The 19,583-nt window shown below is 71.8% G+C and carries 14 protein-coding genes; 9 read left to right on the top strand and 5 right to left on the bottom strand.

Annotation, left to right across the window (positions count from 1 at the left end):
* Positions 1-54: 54 nt before the first annotated feature.
* Together Acy02nite_RS32795 and solA are read right to left on the bottom strand one after the other, a co-directional pair.
* On the bottom strand, positions 55-828 hold the full coding sequence (locus tag Acy02nite_RS32795; RefSeq protein WP_203749261.1) for an L-type lectin-domain containing protein: 774 nt from the start codon (positions 826-828) through the stop codon (positions 55-57).
* Between the two features lie 323 nt (positions 829-1,151).
* Positions 1,152-2,288 (bottom strand): N-methyl-L-tryptophan oxidase, encoded by a 1,137-nt coding sequence (gene solA, locus Acy02nite_RS32790; RefSeq protein ID WP_203749258.1) that lies wholly within the window; start codon positions 2,286-2,288, stop codon positions 1,152-1,154.
* A 147-nt stretch (positions 2,289-2,435) separates the two neighbouring features.
* On the opposite strand from solA, the gene Acy02nite_RS32785 reads away from it, so the two are divergent.
* The 5 genes from Acy02nite_RS32785 to Acy02nite_RS32765 all read left to right on the top strand — a co-directional run bounded on the left by Acy02nite_RS32785 (position 2,436) and on the right by Acy02nite_RS32765 (position 8,677).
* The gene (locus tag Acy02nite_RS32785; protein WP_203749255.1) at positions 2,436-3,197 is read left to right on the top strand and encodes a glycerophosphodiester phosphodiesterase family protein; all 762 of its coding nucleotides are present in this window, start codon (positions 2,436-2,438) and stop codon (positions 3,195-3,197) included.
* A 215-nt stretch (positions 3,198-3,412) separates the two neighbouring features.
* A complete protein-coding gene (locus tag Acy02nite_RS47810; protein ID WP_203749252.1) occupies positions 3,413-4,882 on the top strand; it encodes a hypothetical protein in 1,470 nt (489 codons plus the stop codon).
* A gap of 363 nt (positions 4,883-5,245) precedes the next feature.
* Complete coding sequence (locus Acy02nite_RS32775) at positions 5,246-6,088, top strand: siderophore-interacting protein (RefSeq protein WP_203749249.1); 843 nt, start codon at positions 5,246-5,248, stop codon at positions 6,086-6,088.
* Between the two features lie 218 nt (positions 6,089-6,306).
* Positions 6,307-7,494: a CynX/NimT family MFS transporter gene (locus Acy02nite_RS32770; RefSeq protein WP_239175428.1), complete on the top strand. Its 1,188-nt coding sequence runs from the start codon at positions 6,307-6,309 to the stop codon at positions 7,492-7,494.
* Positions 7,478-8,677, top strand: coding sequence for an LLM class flavin-dependent oxidoreductase (locus Acy02nite_RS32765; protein ID WP_239175427.1), 1,200 nt, complete (start codon positions 7,478-7,480; stop codon positions 8,675-8,677). Before Acy02nite_RS32770 ends, Acy02nite_RS32765 begins: the two co-directional genes overlap by 17 nt.
* A 284-nt stretch (positions 8,678-8,961) precedes the next feature.
* Here Acy02nite_RS32765 and Acy02nite_RS32760 read toward each other — a convergent pair whose 3' ends face one another.
* Complete coding sequence (locus Acy02nite_RS32760) at positions 8,962-10,461, bottom strand: glycosyltransferase family 39 protein (RefSeq protein WP_239175426.1); 1,500 nt, start codon at positions 10,459-10,461, stop codon at positions 8,962-8,964.
* A gap of 154 nt (positions 10,462-10,615) precedes the next feature.
* Here Acy02nite_RS32760 and Acy02nite_RS32755 point away from each other — a divergent pair, with 154 nt between their 5' ends.
* The 3 genes from Acy02nite_RS32755 (at position 10,616) to Acy02nite_RS32745 (ending at position 16,539) form a co-directional block, all read left to right on the top strand.
* Positions 10,616-14,971 (top strand): nSTAND1 domain-containing NTPase, encoded by a 4,356-nt coding sequence (locus tag Acy02nite_RS32755; protein WP_239175425.1) that lies wholly within the window; start codon positions 10,616-10,618, stop codon positions 14,969-14,971.
* A gap of 74 nt (positions 14,972-15,045) precedes the next feature.
* Positions 15,046-15,876 (top strand): 2,3-dihydro-2,3-dihydroxybenzoate dehydrogenase, encoded by an 831-nt coding sequence (locus Acy02nite_RS32750; RefSeq protein WP_203749241.1) that lies wholly within the window; start codon positions 15,046-15,048, stop codon positions 15,874-15,876.
* Between the two features lie 27 nt (positions 15,877-15,903).
* Complete coding sequence (locus Acy02nite_RS32745) at positions 15,904-16,539, top strand: isochorismatase family protein (protein ID WP_203749237.1); 636 nt, start codon at positions 15,904-15,906, stop codon at positions 16,537-16,539.
* 614 nt (positions 16,540-17,153) lie between these two features.
* On the opposite strand, the gene Acy02nite_RS32740 is transcribed toward Acy02nite_RS32745, so the two are convergent.
* Together Acy02nite_RS32740 and Acy02nite_RS32735 are read right to left on the bottom strand one after the other, a co-directional pair.
* Entirely contained in the window at positions 17,154-17,801 is a 648-nt protein-coding gene (locus tag Acy02nite_RS32740) for a 4'-phosphopantetheinyl transferase family protein (RefSeq protein WP_239175424.1), read from the bottom strand.
* Positions 17,802-17,832: 31 nt separating this feature from the next.
* The gene (locus tag Acy02nite_RS32735) at positions 17,833-18,810 is read right to left on the bottom strand and encodes a LacI family DNA-binding transcriptional regulator (RefSeq protein ID WP_203749224.1); all 978 of its coding nucleotides are present in this window, start codon (positions 18,808-18,810) and stop codon (positions 17,833-17,835) included.
* 80 nt (positions 18,811-18,890) lie between these two features.
* Between Acy02nite_RS32735 and Acy02nite_RS32730 the strand changes: the two genes are divergently transcribed.
* Positions 18,891-19,544, top strand: coding sequence for an HAD family hydrolase (locus tag Acy02nite_RS32730; protein ID WP_239175423.1), 654 nt, complete (start codon positions 18,891-18,893; stop codon positions 19,542-19,544).
* The last annotated feature ends 39 nt before the right edge of the window (positions 19,545-19,583 follow it).

Genomic DNA, 19,583 nt, shown 5'->3' with positions numbered 1-19,583 from the left:
CGGTCACCCGGGAGGGGGCGGCCGGCGCCGAGGGATCCGGCGCCGGCAGTGCCGTCACGCCTTCGGCGCGTCGACGGTCCAGTCGTAGACGTCCTGGTGGGAGATCCGGTCACCGGTCGCGCCGGTGAAGCCGAGCCAGCCGCGGGCACCGGCCCAGTGCGCGACGTCGACCTTCTCGTCGAGCATCAGCCGCTCCTTGGCGGTGCGGTACAGCCCCTGCACGTGGACGCGCAGGCGGTTGGTGCCCGCGTCGTACGTGATCCGCGCCCGGAACGGCTTGCCGTAGAGCGGCATCGGGGCGGCAACCGCCTTGTGGTGCCGGTCCGGGTTGCCGCCCAGGACCACGGCCAGGTGGTTGCTGTTCGGATCGGCCGAGTTCTGGAACGTGTCGAACTCGATCGCGACGCTCTTGCGGATGCCGCGGTACCCGAGGCCGCCGCCCCAGCCGCCCAGGGCGCGCGGGCCGTGCCCCTGGGCCAGGAACGCGATGCCGTCCCCGCTGGGCCGGTTGTGGTGCAGGAACGCCTTGAACGACGTCGAGAACGAGCGGTTCAGGTCGACCCGCTCGGTGGACCACGCCGACCCGATCTGCTTGTAGCCGCCGGTGGTCACCTGGATGACCCGCTTCCCGGTGCTCTTCCGGGTGATCATCGAGGCGGTGCCGTTGAGCTCCAGATCGTCCCCGCGACCGTCGGTGATCGGATGGGTCTCGTGCGGGGCGCGGGGCGCGGCGGCCGCACCGGTGGAATACGCCGAGGCGAGTATGGACAGCACGGCGGAGGCCACCAGGCCACCCCGCGCCAGTCTCGACGAACGAGAGAGACGCACGACATGCTCCATTTCTGTCGTTTTGCCCGACTTGGACCTGGCCAAAGCTAGGACAGTCTTCGGAGCCGTGTGACCGAGTTGTGGTTATTTCTTCCGTTTGAGCCGATCTCGGACCTCACTGGTGGAAGTCCGCGATAGGGTGCCGCCCGGAACGAGCAAGCCACCGCCCGCGTAAGCCCGTGACGACATTCCAGGCAGGCGCTGTTCACGTGCGGCAGAATCGGGACCGTTCACCCGATGGGAGTGCCCGGCCCGCGGATCCGCACGGCGCGCCGCGATCAGCACACCGGTCCGGGCCGTCCGGCAGCACCGGCAGCACCGACTCAGGAGAACCGCCGCGGGTCGAAGAGGCCGATGTCGTGCCCGGTCGTGCCGGTCGTCGCCAGATCGGCGAGGATCTCCCCCACCACCGGTACGAACTTGAACCCGTGCCCGGAGAACCCGCAGCCCACCGTCACGGCGTCGTGCGCCGGGTGCCGGCTGATCACGAAATGCTCGTCCGGGGTGGTGGTGTACATGCACGGCTCCCCGCGCAGGTGCTCGCCGGGCAGGCCGGGCAGCACCCGGGCAGCGGCCGCCGCCATCTCCGCGATCTCGCTCGCATGCACGCCGGTGTCCAGAGTGTCCGGCGTGGTCGCGCTGCCCTTCCGGAAGAACGCGATCTTGGCGCCGCCGGCCGGCCCGTCGATCGCCGGGAAGCCGTAGACCTGCGTGCCGGACTCGTCCTCCCAGATGTAGATCGGGTGCCGCTCCGGCAGCCAGGCGTCCACCCCGCCGCGCGGCTGGAACCAGTGCTGCACCTGCCGTTCGATCGAGAACGGCACACCCAGGTCGGCGAGCAGCTCCGGCGCCCACGGACCGGGCGTGACGATCAACTGCCCGGCGGAGTAGACAGTGCTCGCGGTGATCACCCGGACGCCGTCACCGACCGGCTCCCAGGCCAGCATCGGCTCGTGGAACCGCAGGTCGGCGCCGTGCCGGTCGGCCAGCTCGAGCTGCGCGAGGACGGTGCGCTCGGGGCGCACGAAACCGGCCTTGGCCTCGTAGAGCGCCACCTCGTCCGGCCGGGGCGCCGTGGTCGGGAAGCGCTTGCGCAGCTCCGCGGCGTCCAGCAGCTCGTGCTCCAGGCCCCACCGCTCGGCGCTGGCGCGAGCCCCGGCGACCGTGCGGCTGTCCGGCGGGCCGGCCATGATCCCGCCGGTCAGGGTGATCACGTCGCGTCCGGAGTCGGCGGCGAGACGGTCGTACAACTCGTAGGCGCGCAACAGCAGCGGCACGTACTGCGAGCCCTCGAAGTACGACTGCCGGGTGATCCGCGAGCCGCCGTGACTGGCGCCGCGGTCGTGACCCGGCCCGTATCTCTCCAGGCCCAGCACCCGCAGGCCACGCTCGGCCAGGTGATGGGCGGCGGCGCTGCCCATGCCACCGAGTCCGGCGACGATCACATCGTAGGCGGGCATGTCAGCTCCTCGGACGGTTGCTCTGCGGGTCGGCCGGCGGCCGGCCGCCCATCGAAGTATCCGATCCGCACCTGAGTGCCCGCGTCAAACCGTGCCACCTCCGATCGTGCCCGTCTCGTACCGCGCCGGCCCCGGCATACTTCCCGCGTGGATCTTGCGTTTCTGGACGGCCCCCGGCCCCGCGCCTTCGCCCATCGCGGCGGGGCAGCCAAGGGCGACGAGAACACGGCCGCCGCCTTCGCCCGGGCGGTCGCGATGGGCTACCGGTACGTCGAGACGGACGTGCACGCCACGGCGGACGGCATCCCGGTCGTCATCCACGACGCCCGGCTGGACCGGCTGGCCGGCCGCCCCGACACGATCGCCGACCTGACCTGGGCTGATCTCTCCACGATCCGGGTCGGCGGCGAGTCCGCGGTGCCACGCCTCGACGAGGTGCTCGACGCCTGGCCACACCTGCGGTTCAACATCGACGTGAAGTCCGGCGCGGTCGTCGAACCGGCCGTCACGGCGATCCAGCGGGCCGGTGCCGGTGACCGGGTGCTGCTCGCCTCGTTCAGCGACGCCCGGCTGGCCCGGGCCCGCGCGCTGGCCGGCCCGCGGGTCGCGACCTCGCTCGGGATGCGCGGCGTGGCCCGGCTGCGGCTCGCGTCGCTGACCGGGCTGCCGGTACGCCTGCCGGAATCGGTGGCCGCCGTGCAGATCCCGGTCCGCCAGGGAGTCATTCCGGTGCTCACCCCGCGCTTTCTGGAATACGTCCACAGAATCGGCCGGGAAGTGCACGTGTGGACGATCGACGATCCCGAGGAAATGCGCAGGCTGCTCGACCTGGGGGTGGACGGGATCATGACCGATCGTGTCGAGGTGTTGCGGGACGTTTACTCTGCGCGTGGGCTGTGGTTGAGTTAAGGCAGGTCAGCGAAATTTCGACCAAGTTCGTTGAACCGGGGACATCAGCCGTTCGGCTGATGTCAGGGGGTCACGTCCCCTCGCATATTTTTTCTTTAAGTTTTGATCGCGGAAACCTTAAATGTGGTTCCGGAATTGATTTCTGTGAGAGGTGCTCCTAACGTCTGGGCGTCGGCGCCACACAATGGGCGAACGCCACACGCGAAAGGCACGTCATGGGAAGCACGGGTCACCGTCGTTCCGGCCTCGCAGCCGCCGGATCGAAGCGCGGCCGGCTGCTGGCCGTCGCGGCCGTGGTGGTCGCGGCCGGCGGCGCGATCGGGTTCGCACAGCTGTCACACGCCGACGAGACCCCGCAGACGAAGGCCGCCGGCGAGAGCGGCGCCGGCAAGGTCGTCAACGGCCAGAAGATCCTCACCGACACCTGCATCGACAGCAAGCTGCCGGCACACGACGGTTTCCAGAAGGGCGACCGGTGCGTCTCCACCGAGTTCGGTGAGGTGGCCTCGGCCGCGAACGACGCCGCGCTGCTGATCACCGAGGCGCCGGCCGACGTCGCGCCGAACACGCCGTTCACGCTCAAGGTCAGCACCCGCAACCTGATCCGGGACCGCTTCCTCGCGGCCGGCCAGGGTGGGTACTACGTGGAGTCCAGCGTCCTGCAGAACGGCATCGTCCGCGGCCACTTCCACACCGCCTGCCGCATGCTGGCCGCCACCAACGCGGCGCCGGACCCCGCGCCGGTGCCCGCGTTCTTCGTGGCCACCGAGGACAAGAAGGGCGGGAGGGCGCCGGACACGGTGACCATCCAGGTCCCGGGCCTGCCGACCGAGGGAACCGCGCAGTGCGCGTCGTGGGCCGGTGACGGCTCGCACCGTACGCCGATGATGGAGCGTGCCAACCAGACGCCGGCCATCGACGCCGTGCGGATCACCGTCCGGGCCGCCGGTGGCGGCAACAACAACGGTGGCAACCAGGGCGGGAACAACGGCGGGAACCAGGGCGGCAACCAGGGCAACAACGGTGGCAACCAGGGAAACACCGGCGGGAACAACAACACCGGGGGCAACACCGGGAACAACAACGGTGGCGCCAACCAGGGTGGCAACAACAACCAGAACAACGGTGGGAACAACACCGGCGGCAACACCAACCCCGGGACCGTGACCGCGACGCCCAAGACGACGGTCAAGTCGACGGTCAAGCCGGAGACCACCCGCGAGGCCGCCGGCGGCCAGAACCAGACCGAGACGCCGGCGACCACCAAGGGCACCACCAAGCCCGCCACCACCAGCAAGCCGGCCACCACCACCAAGCCGGCGACCACGAAGTCGACCAAGTCGACGACGACCACGGACTCCGACTCGTCCTCGTCCGGTGACTCGTCCTCATCGGATAACTCGGCCACCACGACCGAGACCACCAAGCCGGAGCCGGCGGCGACCGAGACGCCCGCCGCCGCCGGGGCAGCCGCGGACTACGGCATCGACGTCGGCGCGCCCGACAACGCCGCCCCGACGAGCACCACCGGCGACAACATCGCCGAGCCTCCGGCCAACACGAACTCCGGCGGGCCGTTCACGCTGGTGAGCGAGCACCCGGCGATCTTCGGCGGCGGTGCGGTGCTGGTCCTGCTGGCGATCATCGGGTTCGCCTTCACCAGGTCACGGCCGCGACGCTACTGATCCGCTGACGGGCGGCGCCCCGGGGTGCGTGGAGATTCTTCCGCGTACGCCGGGGTGCCGCTCTCGTCGTACCCCCGGCAGCGCCGCGAGGCGGGGCGGTGCTCACGACGTACGGGCAAAAGGTGATCTTCGGTCTTTGTGATTTCTCATCTTTTGGATGGTTCCGCCTCGTCCTGACGGTCGATTTCCGGAACCTGCGGGACTCTCGCCACAAGCGCCCTGAACAGCGGATCCATGGTCGAGGTAGCGTTCTTCGCGGGCGGGGCGGCACATCGGGAATCGTGGGGCCGGGCCGGTTGATCGGCAGAAATAAGGGTAGCCTTACTCGCCGAAGATCCTCCCACCGTGCAGCGAGGTGCAGACATGGCGAATCGACCGGCGCGACCTGCCCACGAAGGCGTGGTCACCCGGGTGGAGCAGCTGACGCCGCACATGGTGCGGGTGGTGGTCGGTGGCGAGGCGATCGCCCGGCTCGACGCGGCGCGCTTCACCGATCACTACATCAAGGTGCTCTTCCCGCAGGCCGGTGTGGAGTACCCGGAGCCCTTCGACATGGGCAAGATCCGGGAGGCCATGCCGCGGGAGACGTGGCCCGTCGTGCGGACCTACACCGTGCGCAAGTGGCTCCCCGAGCTGCCGGAGATGTGGGTCGACTTCGTCGTGCACGGCGACGAGGGCATCGCGGGGCCGTGGGCGGCGCACGCCAAGCCCGGCGACCCGTTCCGGTTCATGGGCCCCGGCGGTGGCTATTCGCCCAGCTCAGACACCGATTGGCACCTGCTGGCCGGTGACGAGAGCGCGCTGCCGGCGATCGCCGCCGCCCTCGCCGGGATGCCCGAGGGTGCGGCCGTGCGGGCGTTCATCGAGATCGACGGGCCGGACGAGGAGCAGAAGCTCGAGACGCCCGCCGACGCCGAGATCACCTGGCTGCACCGCGGCTCACGACCGGTCGGCGTGGCGCTGGTCGAGGCGGTCCGGGCGCTGGAGTTCCCGGCTGGGCGGCTGCAGGCGTTCGTTCACGGCGAGGCGGGGTTCGTGAAGCAGCTGCGGGCGTACCTGCGGGTGGAGCTCGGGCTCGGCATGGACCAGTTGTCGATCTCGGGATACTGGCGCAACGGGATGAACGAGGACGGCTGGCAGTCCAGCAAGCGCGAGTGGAACGAGCAGGTCGAACGGGAGCAGGAGCCGGCCGCCACCTCGGCCTGACCCTTCCGGCGCCGCGGCCATGACTCCGGCCTGACCCCTCCAGCGGCGCGGCCAGATCCCTTCAGCGGCGCGGCCTGACCCTTTCAGCGGCGTCGGCGGACGTGGCGCATGTAACGACCGGAAGCCGGATGGGGCATTTGCCCTGTCCGGCTTCTTCGCAGGTCGGGGCCGATGCACCCCGGTTCGCGTTCACGCCGGAGCCGGACGATGATGGTGGCGTGCCAGTGCTCGAAGAACAACTGAATCAGTCACGCCGCGGACGGGTCTTCACCCTCGTCGCCCTCGTGCTCGCCGCGGTGAACCTGCGGCTCGCCGTGACCAGCGTCGGCCCCGTCCTCACCGAGATCCGCGACGGGCTGCACATGAGCGCCACCGTGGCGGGGCTGCTCACCTCCGTGCCGGTGTTCTGCTTCGCCACCGTCGGGCTCCTCGCGCCGCGCATCGCCCGGCGGGTCGGCGCCACCCCCGTGATCGCCGGCGGCCTCGTCCTGCTCACCGTGGGCCTCGCCACCCGGGCCCTGGCCCCCAACTCGGCAGTCTTCCTGCTGCTCAGCGCGGTGGCGCTGGCCGGCATCGCGCTCGTCAACGTGCTGCTGCCCTCGATCGTCAAGGACCGCTTCCCGACCCAGGTGGGCACGGTCACCGGCATCTACACGGTCGCGCTCAACCTCGGCGCCACCACCGCCGCCGCCGCGACCGTGCCGCTGTCCGACGGATTCGGGGACTGGCGGCTCGGGCTGGCCTGCTGGGCGCTGGCAGCGGTCGTCGCCCTGCCGCCGTGGCTGCTGATGGCACGCGACCGTGGCGAGACGAACGCGCAGGTCACGAGCACGCCGCCGGTCCGGGTCATCCGGCAGCCGATCGCCTGGGCACTCGCCGTCTACTTCGGGATGCAATCCACCTCGGCGTACGTGATCATCGGCTGGCTGCCGCAGATCTACCGGGACGCCGGGCTCTCCGCCGAACTCGCCGGGGTGCTCTTCGCCACCACCTCCCTGCTCGGGGTGCCGCTGGGGATGGGGCTCTCCGCGCTCGCCGGCCGGGTTCGCTCCCAGAGCGGCATCGCGGTGGGTCTGGGCCTTTTCGGTATTGCCGGTTATTCCGGCCTGTGGGTGGACCCGGCCGCCGCGCCGTGGTTGTGGGCGATCCTGCTGGGGATCGTCAACACGGCGTTCCCGCTGGTGCTGACCATGATCGCGCTCCGGGGGCGGAACCCTTCGACAGTCGTTCGGCTGTCCGCTTTCGCCCAGGGCGTCGGATACCTGATCGCCATCCCCGGGCCGATCCTGATCGGCGCGCTGCATGACGCGACCGACGGGTGGAAGGCGCCACTGGCGATCATGGTGGTGCTGATGGTGCCGCAGATCATCGCCGGGTTCTTCGCCGGTCGTGACCGGCAGATCTGACCGGTCCACCGGCCCCTGCCTTTCGCTGCGCCCGGTTCTGCACGCCTCGCCGCGCCCGGTTCTGCACGCCTCGCCGCGCCCGGTTCTGCACGCCTCGCCGCGCCCGGTTCTGCACGCCTCGCTGCCCCCGGTTCTGCTCACCTCGCTGCCCCCGGTTCTGCTCACCTCGCTGCCCCCGGTTCTGCTCACCTCGCTGCCCCGGTTCTGCTCGCCGGAAGGGGCCCCGGGTCACGGCTTCGACCCGGGGCGCACGGAACGGATCCAGGTACGCCCACGGGCGTACGCCGGAAGTCGCCCCGGAGAGGACGCGGCCCGGCGGCGGGTTCGGGACAGTGGGCGCATGACTGAGCACGCGTTTCGATTCGGGGTCATCGCCGGGCAGGCGCGCAGCGGCGCGGAGTGGGCGGCGACCGCGCGGCGGGCCGAGGAGCTCGGGTACGACATCCTGCTCATCCCGGACACCCTGTTCACGCTGTCGCCGTTCGCGGCGCTGGCCGCGGCCGCCGCGGCTACCAGCACGCTGCGGGTCGGCACCTACGTGCTGAACGTGCCCAACCGCACGCCCGCTCACGTCGCGTGGGAGAGCCGGAGCCTGCAGACTCTCAGCGACGGACGGTTCGAGCTCGGCGTCGGCGGTGGGCGGCCCAGCGGGCACACGGACACCGCGGCGCTCGGCGGGATGTGGGGCACCCCGGCCGAACGCCTGCGCCGGACCGCGGACACCATCGCCGCCGCACGGCGATCGCCCGTACCGCCGAAGGTCCTTGTCGCGGCCTCGAAACCGGGCATGATGCGGCTCGCGGCCGAGCGGGCGGACGTGGTGACGTTCGGGCTGCCGCCGGCCACCACCGCCGGGGAGTTGTTCCGCACCGCGGAGGCCTTCCGCCGGCTGTCGGACCGGGCCGATCAGGTCGAGCTCATGCTGGGGGTGACCGCTTTCGCCCCGAGCATCTTCGCCCTGCCCGATCAGCTCTCCCGCCAGGTCGGCGGCGACCCGCGCGAGATGGCGGCCTCGGGGGCGGCCACCTTCCTGATCGGCGACGCCGACCACGCGGCCGAGGAGTTGCTGCGCCGCCGCGCCGAGGCCGGCTTCTCCTACTACGCGGTGAACGGCCAGTTCATGGAGGACTTCGCCCCGGTCGTCCAGCGCCTGCGGGAGACGAGGCCTCTCACGGCGGCCTGACCACACCGTCCGCCCGCCGTCAGGCAGCAGACCAGGAAACCACCGCTTCCCACCGGCACGGCAACCCCCGGCGCCGCCGGCAACTCCCGACGCAGCGGGCAACCCCCGGCGCCGCCGGCAACTCCCGACGCAGCGGGCAACCCCCGGCGCGGCCGGCAACTCCCGACGCGGCGGGCAACGCCCCACGCAACCGGCAACTCGCGACGCGGCGGGCAGCTTCCGGCGCGGCCGGCAGCTCTGGACGCGGCGGCCGTGTCAAGGTCGGGCCGCCAGCCTCCGGCCCGTCAGGAGTAGTGCTGGAGGGTGGGCCAGAGGACGTGCCAGGGTGTGCTGGGACGACAGACGTAGATGTGGGCCTCCTCGGACTCCTCGTTCTCGACGCCAGCGGCATTGTGCAGCCGGCCCTGGTCGGTGCACGCGCCCAGCAGCTGGTCGGCTCGCGCCAAGGGCGCCTGCAGCACCGCGATTACCACGGTCTTGTCGTCGGGCGGCGGGCCCAGGTTGTACAGCTCGTTCTGACCGCTGTATGCCTGCGGCAGGCCCAGCGCCGGGCCGTAACGATCGAGCGCGCCGGCCTCGCCGTAGTTCCCGGTGAAGAGCACCGACCGGGACTGGTCCTCCGCGGGCAGCAACCGATGGACGACGGCGACCTGCGCGACATATTCCGGCCAGCCGATCTGGTCGGCGATCGTCTGATTCGCGTCGGCGACGCCGGAATCCGCCAGCTCGCTCTCCGGGACCAGCGGCAGGGAGCTGACGATGCCCATCGCCGCGAAGATCAGCACCCCCGCGAGCAACCAGAAGCGCCGGGCCGCGCGACCACTGAGCCAGCGCACGGCAGGCACGGCGCCGATCGCGAACAGGGCGGTGAGCAGCCCCAGCGGATAATACGGCTGACCGGCGATCACCAGGAGAAGAACCAGCATCAGTGGGTACGCCACGGCCAGCGCCCGGATCGGCCGCAAGCGCTGATCACGCAGCAGGGTGACCACCCCCGCGATCCACACCGGCGGCAGGCCGACCAGCAGCAACTGGAACGGCAGGAGCAGCACCCGTGACTCCTCGCCCTTGTCCTCGGCGAGCGCGCGGGCCATCTCTGCCTGCGGGAAGTCGTTGACCACCTGGTAGATCAGGTTCGGCAGGCCGACGACCAGCGCGATCGTGACCCCGGCCCACAGCCACGGCGAGAGCAGCACCCGTCGCGGGCCGGTGATCAGCAGCGCACCGGCGAGGCAGAGCAGGAGCAGCACGACCAGGTGTTTGTTGTAGAGGCCGAGCCCGGCGACCAGGCCGGCCCACAGCCAGGCGCGTGGCTGATCGTGCAGCAGCGCGCGGATCACGAAGAGGATGACCCCGAGCCAGACGAGCAGGTCGGCCGCGGCCGTGCTGCCGACGTGGAAGCTGCTGAGCGGGAACGTGCCGAAGACGACCGAGGCGGCCAGCGACTGCGCGCCCGCGCCGCCGCCGGCCTCACGGGCGATCGCCGCGGCCAGCAACGCGGCCACGCCGAGCAGCAGAGCATAGGGAACACGGATGGCCCAGACCGAGTCGCCGAGCAGCTCGATCGCGAGCCGGTCGAGGAGCGGGGTGAACGGCGGCTGGTCGACATAGCCCCATGCGGGGTGGTTGCCGAGCATCCGGAAGTAGAGCTCGTCGCGGTGGTAGTCGTAGCGGCCGGCGACGGCCAGCATCGCCAGGGTGGCCGCGAGGGCGATCAGGGACACCGGCAGCCAGGCCATCGGCCGGCGGCCGGCTCTCCCGCTGTGCGTCAGCGTTTCGGTCACGCCGCCAAAGTACGCAGCGCGGACCAGCCACCGCACGGTCCCAAAGTACTGTTTTGCGAAGGCAGAAGCATACTTTCGGTCTGGTGTGGCGGGTCGCCCGGCGGTGCCATCATGGGGCCTCAGCGACGAACGATGTCCACGAAGGACGGCTGCCGTGCACGAGCCTGACCCCCATGACACTCCCGAGCCCGCCGAGCGGGCCCGGGCCGGTGTGCGGGCCTGGGTCCGGGAGACCGGACGGCGCGCCCGGGCACGGGCGCGCGGCGCCGGTCCGTATGCGATTCTGGCCTTTCTCACCGCCTCGGCGGTGGCTCCGGTGGCGGGCGCCGGGCTGGGTGTCTCGGCCGAGTTCGCGGTGGCCCTGGCCCAGCTCGGCGGCCTGGGGAGCAACTTCCTGGCCGATTCGCTGGCCGGCACCGCTCAACGACTGCGCGGGACCGCCCCGATCACCGAGCAGCAATGGCGCGACGCGGTCGCCGACGACCTGCTGCCCCTGCTCGACGCGGGAGACGAGCGGAGCCGGCAGTTGCAGGCGGAGGTCTCCGCGGTGCTGCACGAGGTCGATGCGGTCGCCACCGCGCTGACCGAGGCCGCCATCGCCGACGAGGATCTGCGCCGGCAGTTGGAGCAGGTCTTCGAAGGGCTGGGCACAGACGTCGGGGCCCTGCGGTGGATGGTCGGTGACGTGCGCCGGGCCGTCGACGAGCTGCGGCAGCAGTTCGCCGGGCAGACGTTCCTGCTGCACCAGCAACTGGAGCAGGTCCGGCGTCAACTGGTCGCGGTGAATCGGGAGCCGGTGCCCGCTTCGCCGGTGACCGGTTCGGCTGTGTCGCCCTATCCGGGGCTGGCCGCGTTCCAGCCGGCCGACGCTCCACTGTTCCGGGGGCGCGAGACGCAGGTCGCCGAGCTGCTGGGCCGGCTGAGCGAGCAGGTCGTGGGCGGCCCGGCCCTCGTCGTCACCGGGGTGTCCGGTGCCGGGAAGTCGTCGCTGCTGCGCGCCGGCCTGCTCCCAGCGATCGGTGCGGGGCGGCTGGGGCCCGAGGCGGCGACCTGGCCGTGGGTGTTGCTGACGCCTGGCCCGACTCCCCTGCGCGACCTGGTCCACAAGATCGCCGGCCTCCTCCCACCCGAGCCCGCCGCTCCCACCGAGCCGACCGCGCCTGCCGAGCCAGCCAGTCCCGCCGAGCCGGCCACTCCCGCCGAGCCAGCCAGTCCTGCCGAGCCTGTCGGTCTCGCCGGGGCTGCCGGGAGTGGGGCTGCCGGGACTCCGGAGCGGAATGGAGCCGCCGGCCCCGCTGGGATCGCCGAGCTGGCGGATCAGGTGCGGCGGGAGCCGGAGCGACTGGGGACGCTGGCCGGGCGGGCCGCGGCCGAGGGTCGACGGCCGGTGATCGTGGTCGACCAGTTCGAGGAGCTGTTCACCCAGTGTGCGGACCCGGCCGAGCGGCTGGCGTTCGCTTCGGCGCTGACCGCTGCAGCACCGGCGCTGGTGGTGATCGCGGTCCGGTCGGATTTCTATCCCGCGTGCGTCGAGCTGCCACCGCTGGCCGGGCTGCTGGCCGCCGGGCACGTGGTGCTCGGGCCGCTCGACGCCGAGGCGCTGCGCCGCGCCGTGGTCGAGCCCGCCGAGCAAGCCGGGCTCAAGGTCGACCCGGGCCTGCCCGAGCTGCTGCTCCGCGATCTCGGTCAGGGTCCGCTCGACGGTCCGGGGCCGAGCCGCGAGGGCTATCAGCCGGGCGCGTTGCCGCTGCTGGCGCACGCGTTGCGGGCGACCTGGGAGCGGCGCGACGGTGACCGGCTCACCGTCGAGGCCTACCGGCAGACCGGCGGCATCCGGTATGCGGTGGCCGAGACCGCTGAGCGCATCTACGTCGGCCTGGAACCGCAGGACCGGGAGGCTCTGCGCGCCGCTCTGCTCTCGCTGGTGACGGTGACCGGCAACGGCACGGTCGTCCGCCGTCGCGGGGAGCGCACCGCCGGCAACGCGCGGGTGCTGGACAGGCTGGTCGCCGAGCGACTGGTGACCGCCGGGGCGGAGACCGTCGAGATCAGCCACGAGGCGCTGCTGACCGGGTGGCCCCGCCTGGCCGGCTGGGTGGAGGAGGCTCGCGCCGACCTGGAGCTGCGGCAGCGGGTCGTCGAGGCGGCGGAGGACTGGGACGGCTCCGGCCGCGACCCGGATCTGCTGCTGCGAGGGTCACGCCTGCTGGCAGCCCGGGAACGTCTCACCGACGCCGGCGCGCTCCCCGCCCCGGCGCCGGACTTCCTGGCCGCCGGCACCGAGGCTGCCGAACGTGACGAGCGGGCCCGCCGCCGGGCGACCGGGCGGCTGCGACGACTGGCCGCAGGGCTGGGAGTCGCGTTGCTGCTGGCCGTGGCGGGTGGGCTGGTCGCCGTCGACAAGCAGCGGGTCGCCGCCGAGAAGGAGCAGGAGGCTGAGGACGCCCGCGGCGACGCGGCCTCCCGGCAGCATGCCGCCGAGGCGATCAACGCGCTGGACCGGGACGAGATCACGGCGGTCCGGCAGGCGCTGGCCGGCTGGCAGGAGAAGCCCACCCCGGAGGCGCGCGGGGCGCTGCTCTCCGCGCAGATGGTCAACACGCTCGGCACGCTCGGCACCGAGCCGGGCGGCACGGCCGCGGCCTTCAGCCCGGATGCCACCCGGGTCGCGGTCGGCTACCTCGACGGCACGGTCCGGATCTGGGACACGGCCACCCACCGGCAGATCGGCGAGCCACTGGTCCCGCCCGACGAGAAGGCCCGGGAGAACACGTCGTCGGTCGCCTTCTCCCCGGACGGCAGGTTTCTGCTCGCCAGCACCATCGCGGCCGACGGCCTGCACATCTGGGACGCCGCCACCGGCCGGCTCGCCCGGGTCCTGCCGGCCGGCGCCGCGGCGGCCTGGCTCCCGGGGACCTCCACGGTGATCGCCACCCGCACCGACACCACCGGAAGCGAGTTCCAGCTCGGCATGTGGGACGCGGCCACCGGCAAGCTGACCCGCTCCCTGCCCGTCGGCACCTACTTCGCCCTCGATCTGTCGATCAGCGGCGACGGGAAGTATGTGGCTGTCACCAAGGATCTGAAATCCCCTGCCCAGGTCCGGCAACTGGGCGACGGGCGGCTGGTGACGACCGTCCCGGACACCGCCCGCGTCGCGTTCGCGCCGGACGGCAGCCTGGTCGGTGCGAACGCGCTCGGCCAGCTCACCCACTGGGCGATCCCGTCCGGCAGGAAGCTGCGCACGATGATCCCGGATGCGGTCACGCCCGGGGACAACAAGATCGCGGTCACCGCCGACGGCGTGGCGGTCGCCAACAACGGCTATCGCAGCGTCGCCATGTTCCTGCTCGCCGACGGCTCGAAGACGGTCCAGGACACCGGGGTGGCCACATCTCCGGCCATGGCGGTCTCACCGGACGGTCGTCTCGTCGCGGTGACCGGTGCGGACGCGCCGACCGCGATGCTGCGGCGGGCGACCACCTGGCTGCCGCACGTCGGGCGGGTGTTTAGCAGCGCGTTCTCACCGGACGGCAAGCGGCTGGCAACCGTCGCCGACGACGGACTGCTCCGGATCTGGGACACCACCTCGCGTGACCTCGTCACCGCGATCCGGACCAGCGGCTCACCGAGCCTGGTCGCCTACGCCGCCGGTGGCACGCTGGTCGACGTCACCGCGGATCGCAAGCTCGAGGTGCGCCAGGCGGCGACCGGGGAGCTGCGGGAGACCGTGCCCCTCGCCGCGGCGCAGAAGGACCTTGCCGTCTCACCGGACGGTTCCCTGGTGGCGGTCGCGACCGGCCTCCGCGTGGACGAGATCTTCCCGGCCGGGTCCAACCTCGAGGAGGCCAGGAAGAAGGCCTCGACAATTCTGGTGTACGACGTTGTCCGGCGCGAGGTGCGAGCCCAGTTCTGGCCGCGGAACGATGCCTACGCCGTCGCGTTCGCCGCCGACGGCGCGACGTTGATGGCCACGGTGACAGCCAACGCCAGCGCCGGTGGCAGCTACGCGTCGTTGTCGGAGTTGCGGCGCTGGCGGGTCAGCGACTTCAGCGAGCAGCCCGGCTCCGAGCTCGGCAACAATCAGTCTCTCGACCTCGCGGTGTCGCCGGCCGACGGCTCGATCGCGGTGACCGGGGACAGTGGATACGTGGAGATCCGGAGACCCGACGGCGCGAACGTGCTCTGGCGGACCGACTCCCAGGTCCAGCAGATCGACGCGATCGCCTTCTCCCCGGACGGGCGGACACTCGCCACGACCGAGTTCAACGGGCGCGTCCACCTGTGGGACACCGCCGGTCACCGCTTGGCGGCCACCCTGACCGGGCACCGTGACCGATCCGGATCGCTGTCCTTCTCCCCGGACGGCAAGTTGCTGGCCAGCTCCGGGTTCGACTGGACGTTCGGGGTGTGGCGGCTGGACGACGCCGAGGTCATCGCTGTTCTGTGCCGGATCGCCACGATCGCGAGCCGCAATGACGGTCAGCAGCTTTCCCCACTGTGCGGGTGAGTGAGGTGTTCCACGCTTCTGTGCGATCGATGCCGGTGCTAGGTTAGGCTAACCTAACGAACGGAGCCGATGGCATGACCACGCCCTTGGACAGGGACCGGCCGGTCCACGGCCTGGCGGACCGGACAGCGATCGTGACCGGCGCGGCCCGGGGCATCGGGCGCGCGGTCACCGTCGCCCTCGCCGCCGAGGGCGTTCGCGTCCACGCCGTCGACCTCGCCGAGCCCGGCCTCACGAACGGGTCCGCCGAGGGCGTTCGGGTTCACACCGTTGACCTCGCAGAGCCCGGCCTCACGAACGGGTCCGTCGTGGGCCATTCTGCCGACGTGACCGATGTGGATCAGGTGCAGGCGGTCGTCGACAGCATCGACGGGCCGATCGACCTGCTGGTCAACGTCGCCGGCGTCCTGCACCTCGGCGACGTCGTCGACGTGACCGACGCCGAGTGGGCGCACACGTTCGCGGTCAACACCACCGGCGTCTTCCACGTCAGTCGCGCGGTGGCCCGCCGGATGAAACACCGCAACTCCGGCGCGATCGTCACCGTCTCGTCGAACGCCGCCGGAGTGCCGCGGGCCGGCATGGCCGCCTACGCCGCGTCCAAAGCAGCGAGCACGATGTTCACCAAGTGCCTCGGCCTGGAGCTGGCGCCGCACGGCATCCGCTGCAACGTGGTCGCCCCCGGCTCGACGGACACCCCGATGCAGCGCGAGTTGTGGGACGGCGACGACGCGTCAGCGGTCCTGGCCGGTGACCCGGGCACGTTCCGGGTGGGCATCCCGCTGGGACGGATCGCCAGCCCGGAGGACATCGCCGACGCGGTTCTGTTCCTGGCGTCCGACCGGGCCCGGCACATCACCATGCACGACCTGTACGTCGACGGTGGCGCGACGTTGCGCGCCTAGGCGGTGTTTCGTATCGGAAAGGCTGACATGCTCCCCCGCATCAATCCGTACCTGGTGCCGTCCGGGTTCACCCGGGCCAGCGGCAAGATCCAGTGGCGTGCCGAACCGGCACGCGCCGCGCTGCTCGTGCACGACATGCAGAACTACTTCCTGGCCCCGTTCGGGACCGACAACGCGCTGCTGCGCCAGGTGATCGCGAACATCGCCGAGCTGCGCCGGCACGCCGCCCGCGCCGGGATCCCGGTGTTCTTCTCGGCGCAGCCGGGCGGGCAGAGCCGCTCCGAACGCGGGCTGCTGCAGGACTTCTGGGGCGACGGGCCGCCGGCCGATCCACAGGCGCTGGCGATCACCGGCGAGTTGGCCCCGCGGTCCGGTGACGAGGTGCTGACCAAGCGGCGGTACAGCGCTTTCGTCGGCACCGACTTCGCCGACCGGCTCGGCGACCGGGACCAGCTGATCATCACCGGGGTCTACGCGCACATCGGGGTGATGGCGACGGCATTGGACGCGTTCATGCGCGGCATCCAGCCGTTCGTGGTCACCGACGCGGTGGCGGACTTCAGCCCGGCGCATCACGCGGACGCGCTGCGCCACGTGCAGACGCGCTGCGGGGTGGTCGCACCCACCGCCGAACTCACCGCCGACCTGCTCGCCCCCGCCTGACCCCGCCCCGCCCCCGGGCCCCCACCCCGCCGTGCCCCGCGACCCTGCCTGCCTCCGGCCCGGCCCGCGACCCCCGCCTGCCCGGTCCGCGTCCCGGCGCGGGTCACGGTCCGCGTCCCAGCGCGAGTCACGGTCCATGTCCCAGCGCGAGTCACGGTCCGCGTCCCGGCGCGGGTCACGGTCCCAGCTGGTGCTCACGGTGGTTATGAGGCACGAACAACCACCATGAGCACCAGCCAGGAGAGTGGGCCGCGCGGCCTCCGGGGCCGCCTGCGGACGCCGCGTCCGGGGTAACCGTGCCCATCCACGGAGATCGCCCTCGCGGGCTTCGCGTTCTGGGCCGGTCACGGCCCTGCGAGGCCCGGGAGGGTCTCCGCGGGAGCGACGATCCGGACCATAGCGAAGATGGGACATGAAGATCTTGAATGTGATCTTCCGAGGTCCCGCAGTTCGCATCGGGGCGGCCAGCGCCCGCGGCGGCCAGCGCGCCGAAGACTCGCGCCCGGTCAGCGAGCCGGAGGTAAAGCGACTGGTCAGTCAGCTGGCGTTAAAGCGCCCGGTCAGCGAACCGGGGGTAAAGCACCCGGTCAGCGAACCGGGGGTGAAGCGCCTGGTCAGCGAACCGGGCGGTCGAGGCAGACGGCGGTGAGAATCAGGCCCTGGCTGACGGTGAAGCGGCCACGCAGCTCGGTGAGTGGCCCGTCGATCAGGATGTGGCCGGTGAACGTGCCCGCCTCCGGGTCGATGGTCAGCGACGCGTCCTCGAAGCCGAGCCAGCGGCCCGTCACCGGGAACCACGCCTTGTAGATCGACTCCTTGGCGCTGAACAGCAGCCGGTCCCAGCAGGTCTCCGGGTGGGAGACGGCGAGCCGATCAAGAACGGTCAGGTCGGCCGGGGTGGTGACGGAGCCGAGAACCCGGGGCGGGAGCGGCGCGTGAGGTTCGGCATCGATGCCCACGCTGGTGATCTCGCTGGTGCGGGCGACCGCGGCGGCGCGGAATCCGGCGCAGTGGGTGATGCTTCCGGCCACGCCGGTCGGCCACAGGGGTTCACGGGTGGCGCCGCGCAGGATGGCGGCCGGGGCGTGGCCGAGGGCGAGCAGGGCTTCGCGGGCGCAGCGACGGGCGGTGAGGATCTCGCGGCGGCGGTTCGGGGCAGCGGTCGCGATCAGCGATTCCTCGCCGGGGTAACAGGCCTCGTCCGGATCGTCGGTGAACGCCATGGCAGTGCGCACCGGGGGCGGCAGCAACTGATCGAGCACGTCCGTCAGTGTCCCATCAGACAGGGTCCGATCAGACGGTGGAGTCCCGGATGACCAGGCGGGCCGGATGTGGATGCCGGCCGGGCCTCGGGGCGCCGTCGATCGCCTCCAGCAGCAGCCCCGCCGCCGTCCGCCCGAGCCCGTCGAGGTCCATGTCGACGCTGGTCAGCGGGGGACGGCTGGCCTCGGCGATGACGTCCCAGTTGTCGAAACCGGTCACCGCCACGTCGCCCGGCACGTCGCGGCCGGCTTCCCGCAGCGCTTCCGCCAAGCCTCGCGCGATCTGGTCGTTGCCGCAGATCACCCCGTCGAAGTCCAGGTCCCGGGCGAGCAGCAGCCCCGCGGCGCGCCGGCCCCATGCCTCGCTCCACTCACCGAAGAGCGGGTCGGCGACCAGGCCGGTCAGCGCCGCGGCCCGGATCTGCGCGGAATGGTGATGTTCCGGGCCGGTCACGTGCACCAGGCGATTGCGGCCGGCGCTGCGCAGGTGGCCGGCGGCGAGCCGGATGCCGCCGGTCTCGTCCGGCACGACGGAGCAGTCCGCCGGGTCGGTGGAGCCGATGAACGCGTAGACCACCGGCACCGGCAGATCCGTGCCGATCGGCGCGCGCGTCCCGGCCCGCCGGCCGGTCACGATGATCCCGTCGACCCGCCGGCTGAGCAGGACCTGCAGGTGGTGCCGCTCGCGGATCGGATCGTCGCGCGCGTCGCAGAGCAGCACCGACACCTGGCCCGCGCCGAGGATGTCCTCCGCGCCGATGAGCAGTGGGATGCTGAACCGGCCGATGGTGTCCGTGGTGATCATGCCGACCGTGTACGTCCGGTCGGCGTGCAGGTCACGGGCCGCCTGGTTCGGCCGGAAGTCGAGCCGGCCGGCGGCTTGCCGCACCCGTGCCACGGTTTCCGGGCGCAGCGAGCCACGGCCGTTCAGCGCTTTGGAGGCGGTCCCGACGGAGACCCCGGCCAGCGCCGCGACATCACGGATGGTGGCGGGTCTGGGGCGGGACATCAGAGGAACGTACTACGCGGCTCGGCCTCGGGTGGCCCGGCAGTACGACGACGCTTTCCACGGTCTCTAGGTTGGTACCCGTGATCCGTGCCGTGATCGTCGACGTCGACGACACCCTGTGCCTGACCGAGGCGGCCTCGTTCGAGCTGGAGAACGACGTGCTCGCCGCGCTCGGCCGCCCGCCGATGTCCCGCGAGGTGCACCTGGCCACCTGGGGCGAGACCCTGCTCGACGCCATGCCGCGCCGCTCCCCCGGCGTCGACCTGGACCGTTTCGCCGCCGTCTTCCCCCAGTGGCACCAGCGCTACCTCGCCGACGGCCGGCTCGACATCATCCCGCCGGAGAACCTGGAGACGCTGGACCGGCTGGTCCTCGACGGCCGCACCGTGCTGCTGCTGACCTCCCGCACCGAGCCCGAGGTCCGCCACCTGCTCGAACCCGACCATGTCCTGGCCGGCCGCGTCACCGGCGCCTACCACCAGGGCAACACGCGTTTCCGCAAACCGGACCCGCGCGCCTTCGACGAGCTCCTCGCCGAGACCGGCCTGCGCCCCGGCGAATGCGTCTACGTCGGCGACTCGCCCGGCGACGCCCTCGCTGCCGGAGGCGCCGGCATCCCCTTCATCGCCTGCCTGCAGAGTGGCGTGCGCCGCCTGGCCGATTTCGATCAGCGCTACGTCACCGCGGCGGTCGGCACGTTCCCGGAGATCCTCCCCGCGATCGAGAACCTTTAGATCAACATCTTCCTTGCCTCTCTCCGCTGTGGTCCGGAT

The organism is Actinoplanes cyaneus (assembly GCF_016862095.1).
Lineage (GTDB): Bacteria > Actinomycetota > Actinomycetes > Mycobacteriales > Micromonosporaceae > Actinoplanes > Actinoplanes cyaneus.
The sequence above is the reverse complement of the archived record's forward strand: the minus strand, read 5'-3'. Positions and strand labels throughout refer to the sequence as shown.

Bases quoted from the DNA above. Each gene is read 5' to 3' on its own strand.
- solA (WP_203749258.1), bottom strand. From the start codon at position 2,288: ATGCCCGCCTACGATGTGATCGTCGCCGGACTCGGTGGCATGGGCAGC.
- Acy02nite_RS47810 (WP_203749252.1), top strand. From the start codon at position 3,413: ATGGGAAGCACGGGTCACCGTCGTTCCGGCCTCGCAGCCGCCGGATCG.
- Acy02nite_RS32775 (WP_203749249.1), top strand. From the start codon at position 5,246: ATGGCGAATCGACCGGCGCGACCTGCCCACGAAGGCGTGGTCACCCGG.
- Acy02nite_RS32750 (WP_203749241.1), top strand. From the start codon at position 15,046: ATGACCACGCCCTTGGACAGGGACCGGCCGGTCCACGGCCTGGCGGAC.
- Acy02nite_RS32745 (WP_203749237.1), top strand. From the start codon at position 15,904: ATGCTCCCCCGCATCAATCCGTACCTGGTGCCGTCCGGGTTCACCCGG.
- Acy02nite_RS32735 (WP_203749224.1), bottom strand. From the start codon at position 18,810: ATGTCCCGCCCCAGACCCGCCACCATCCGTGATGTCGCGGCGCTGGCC.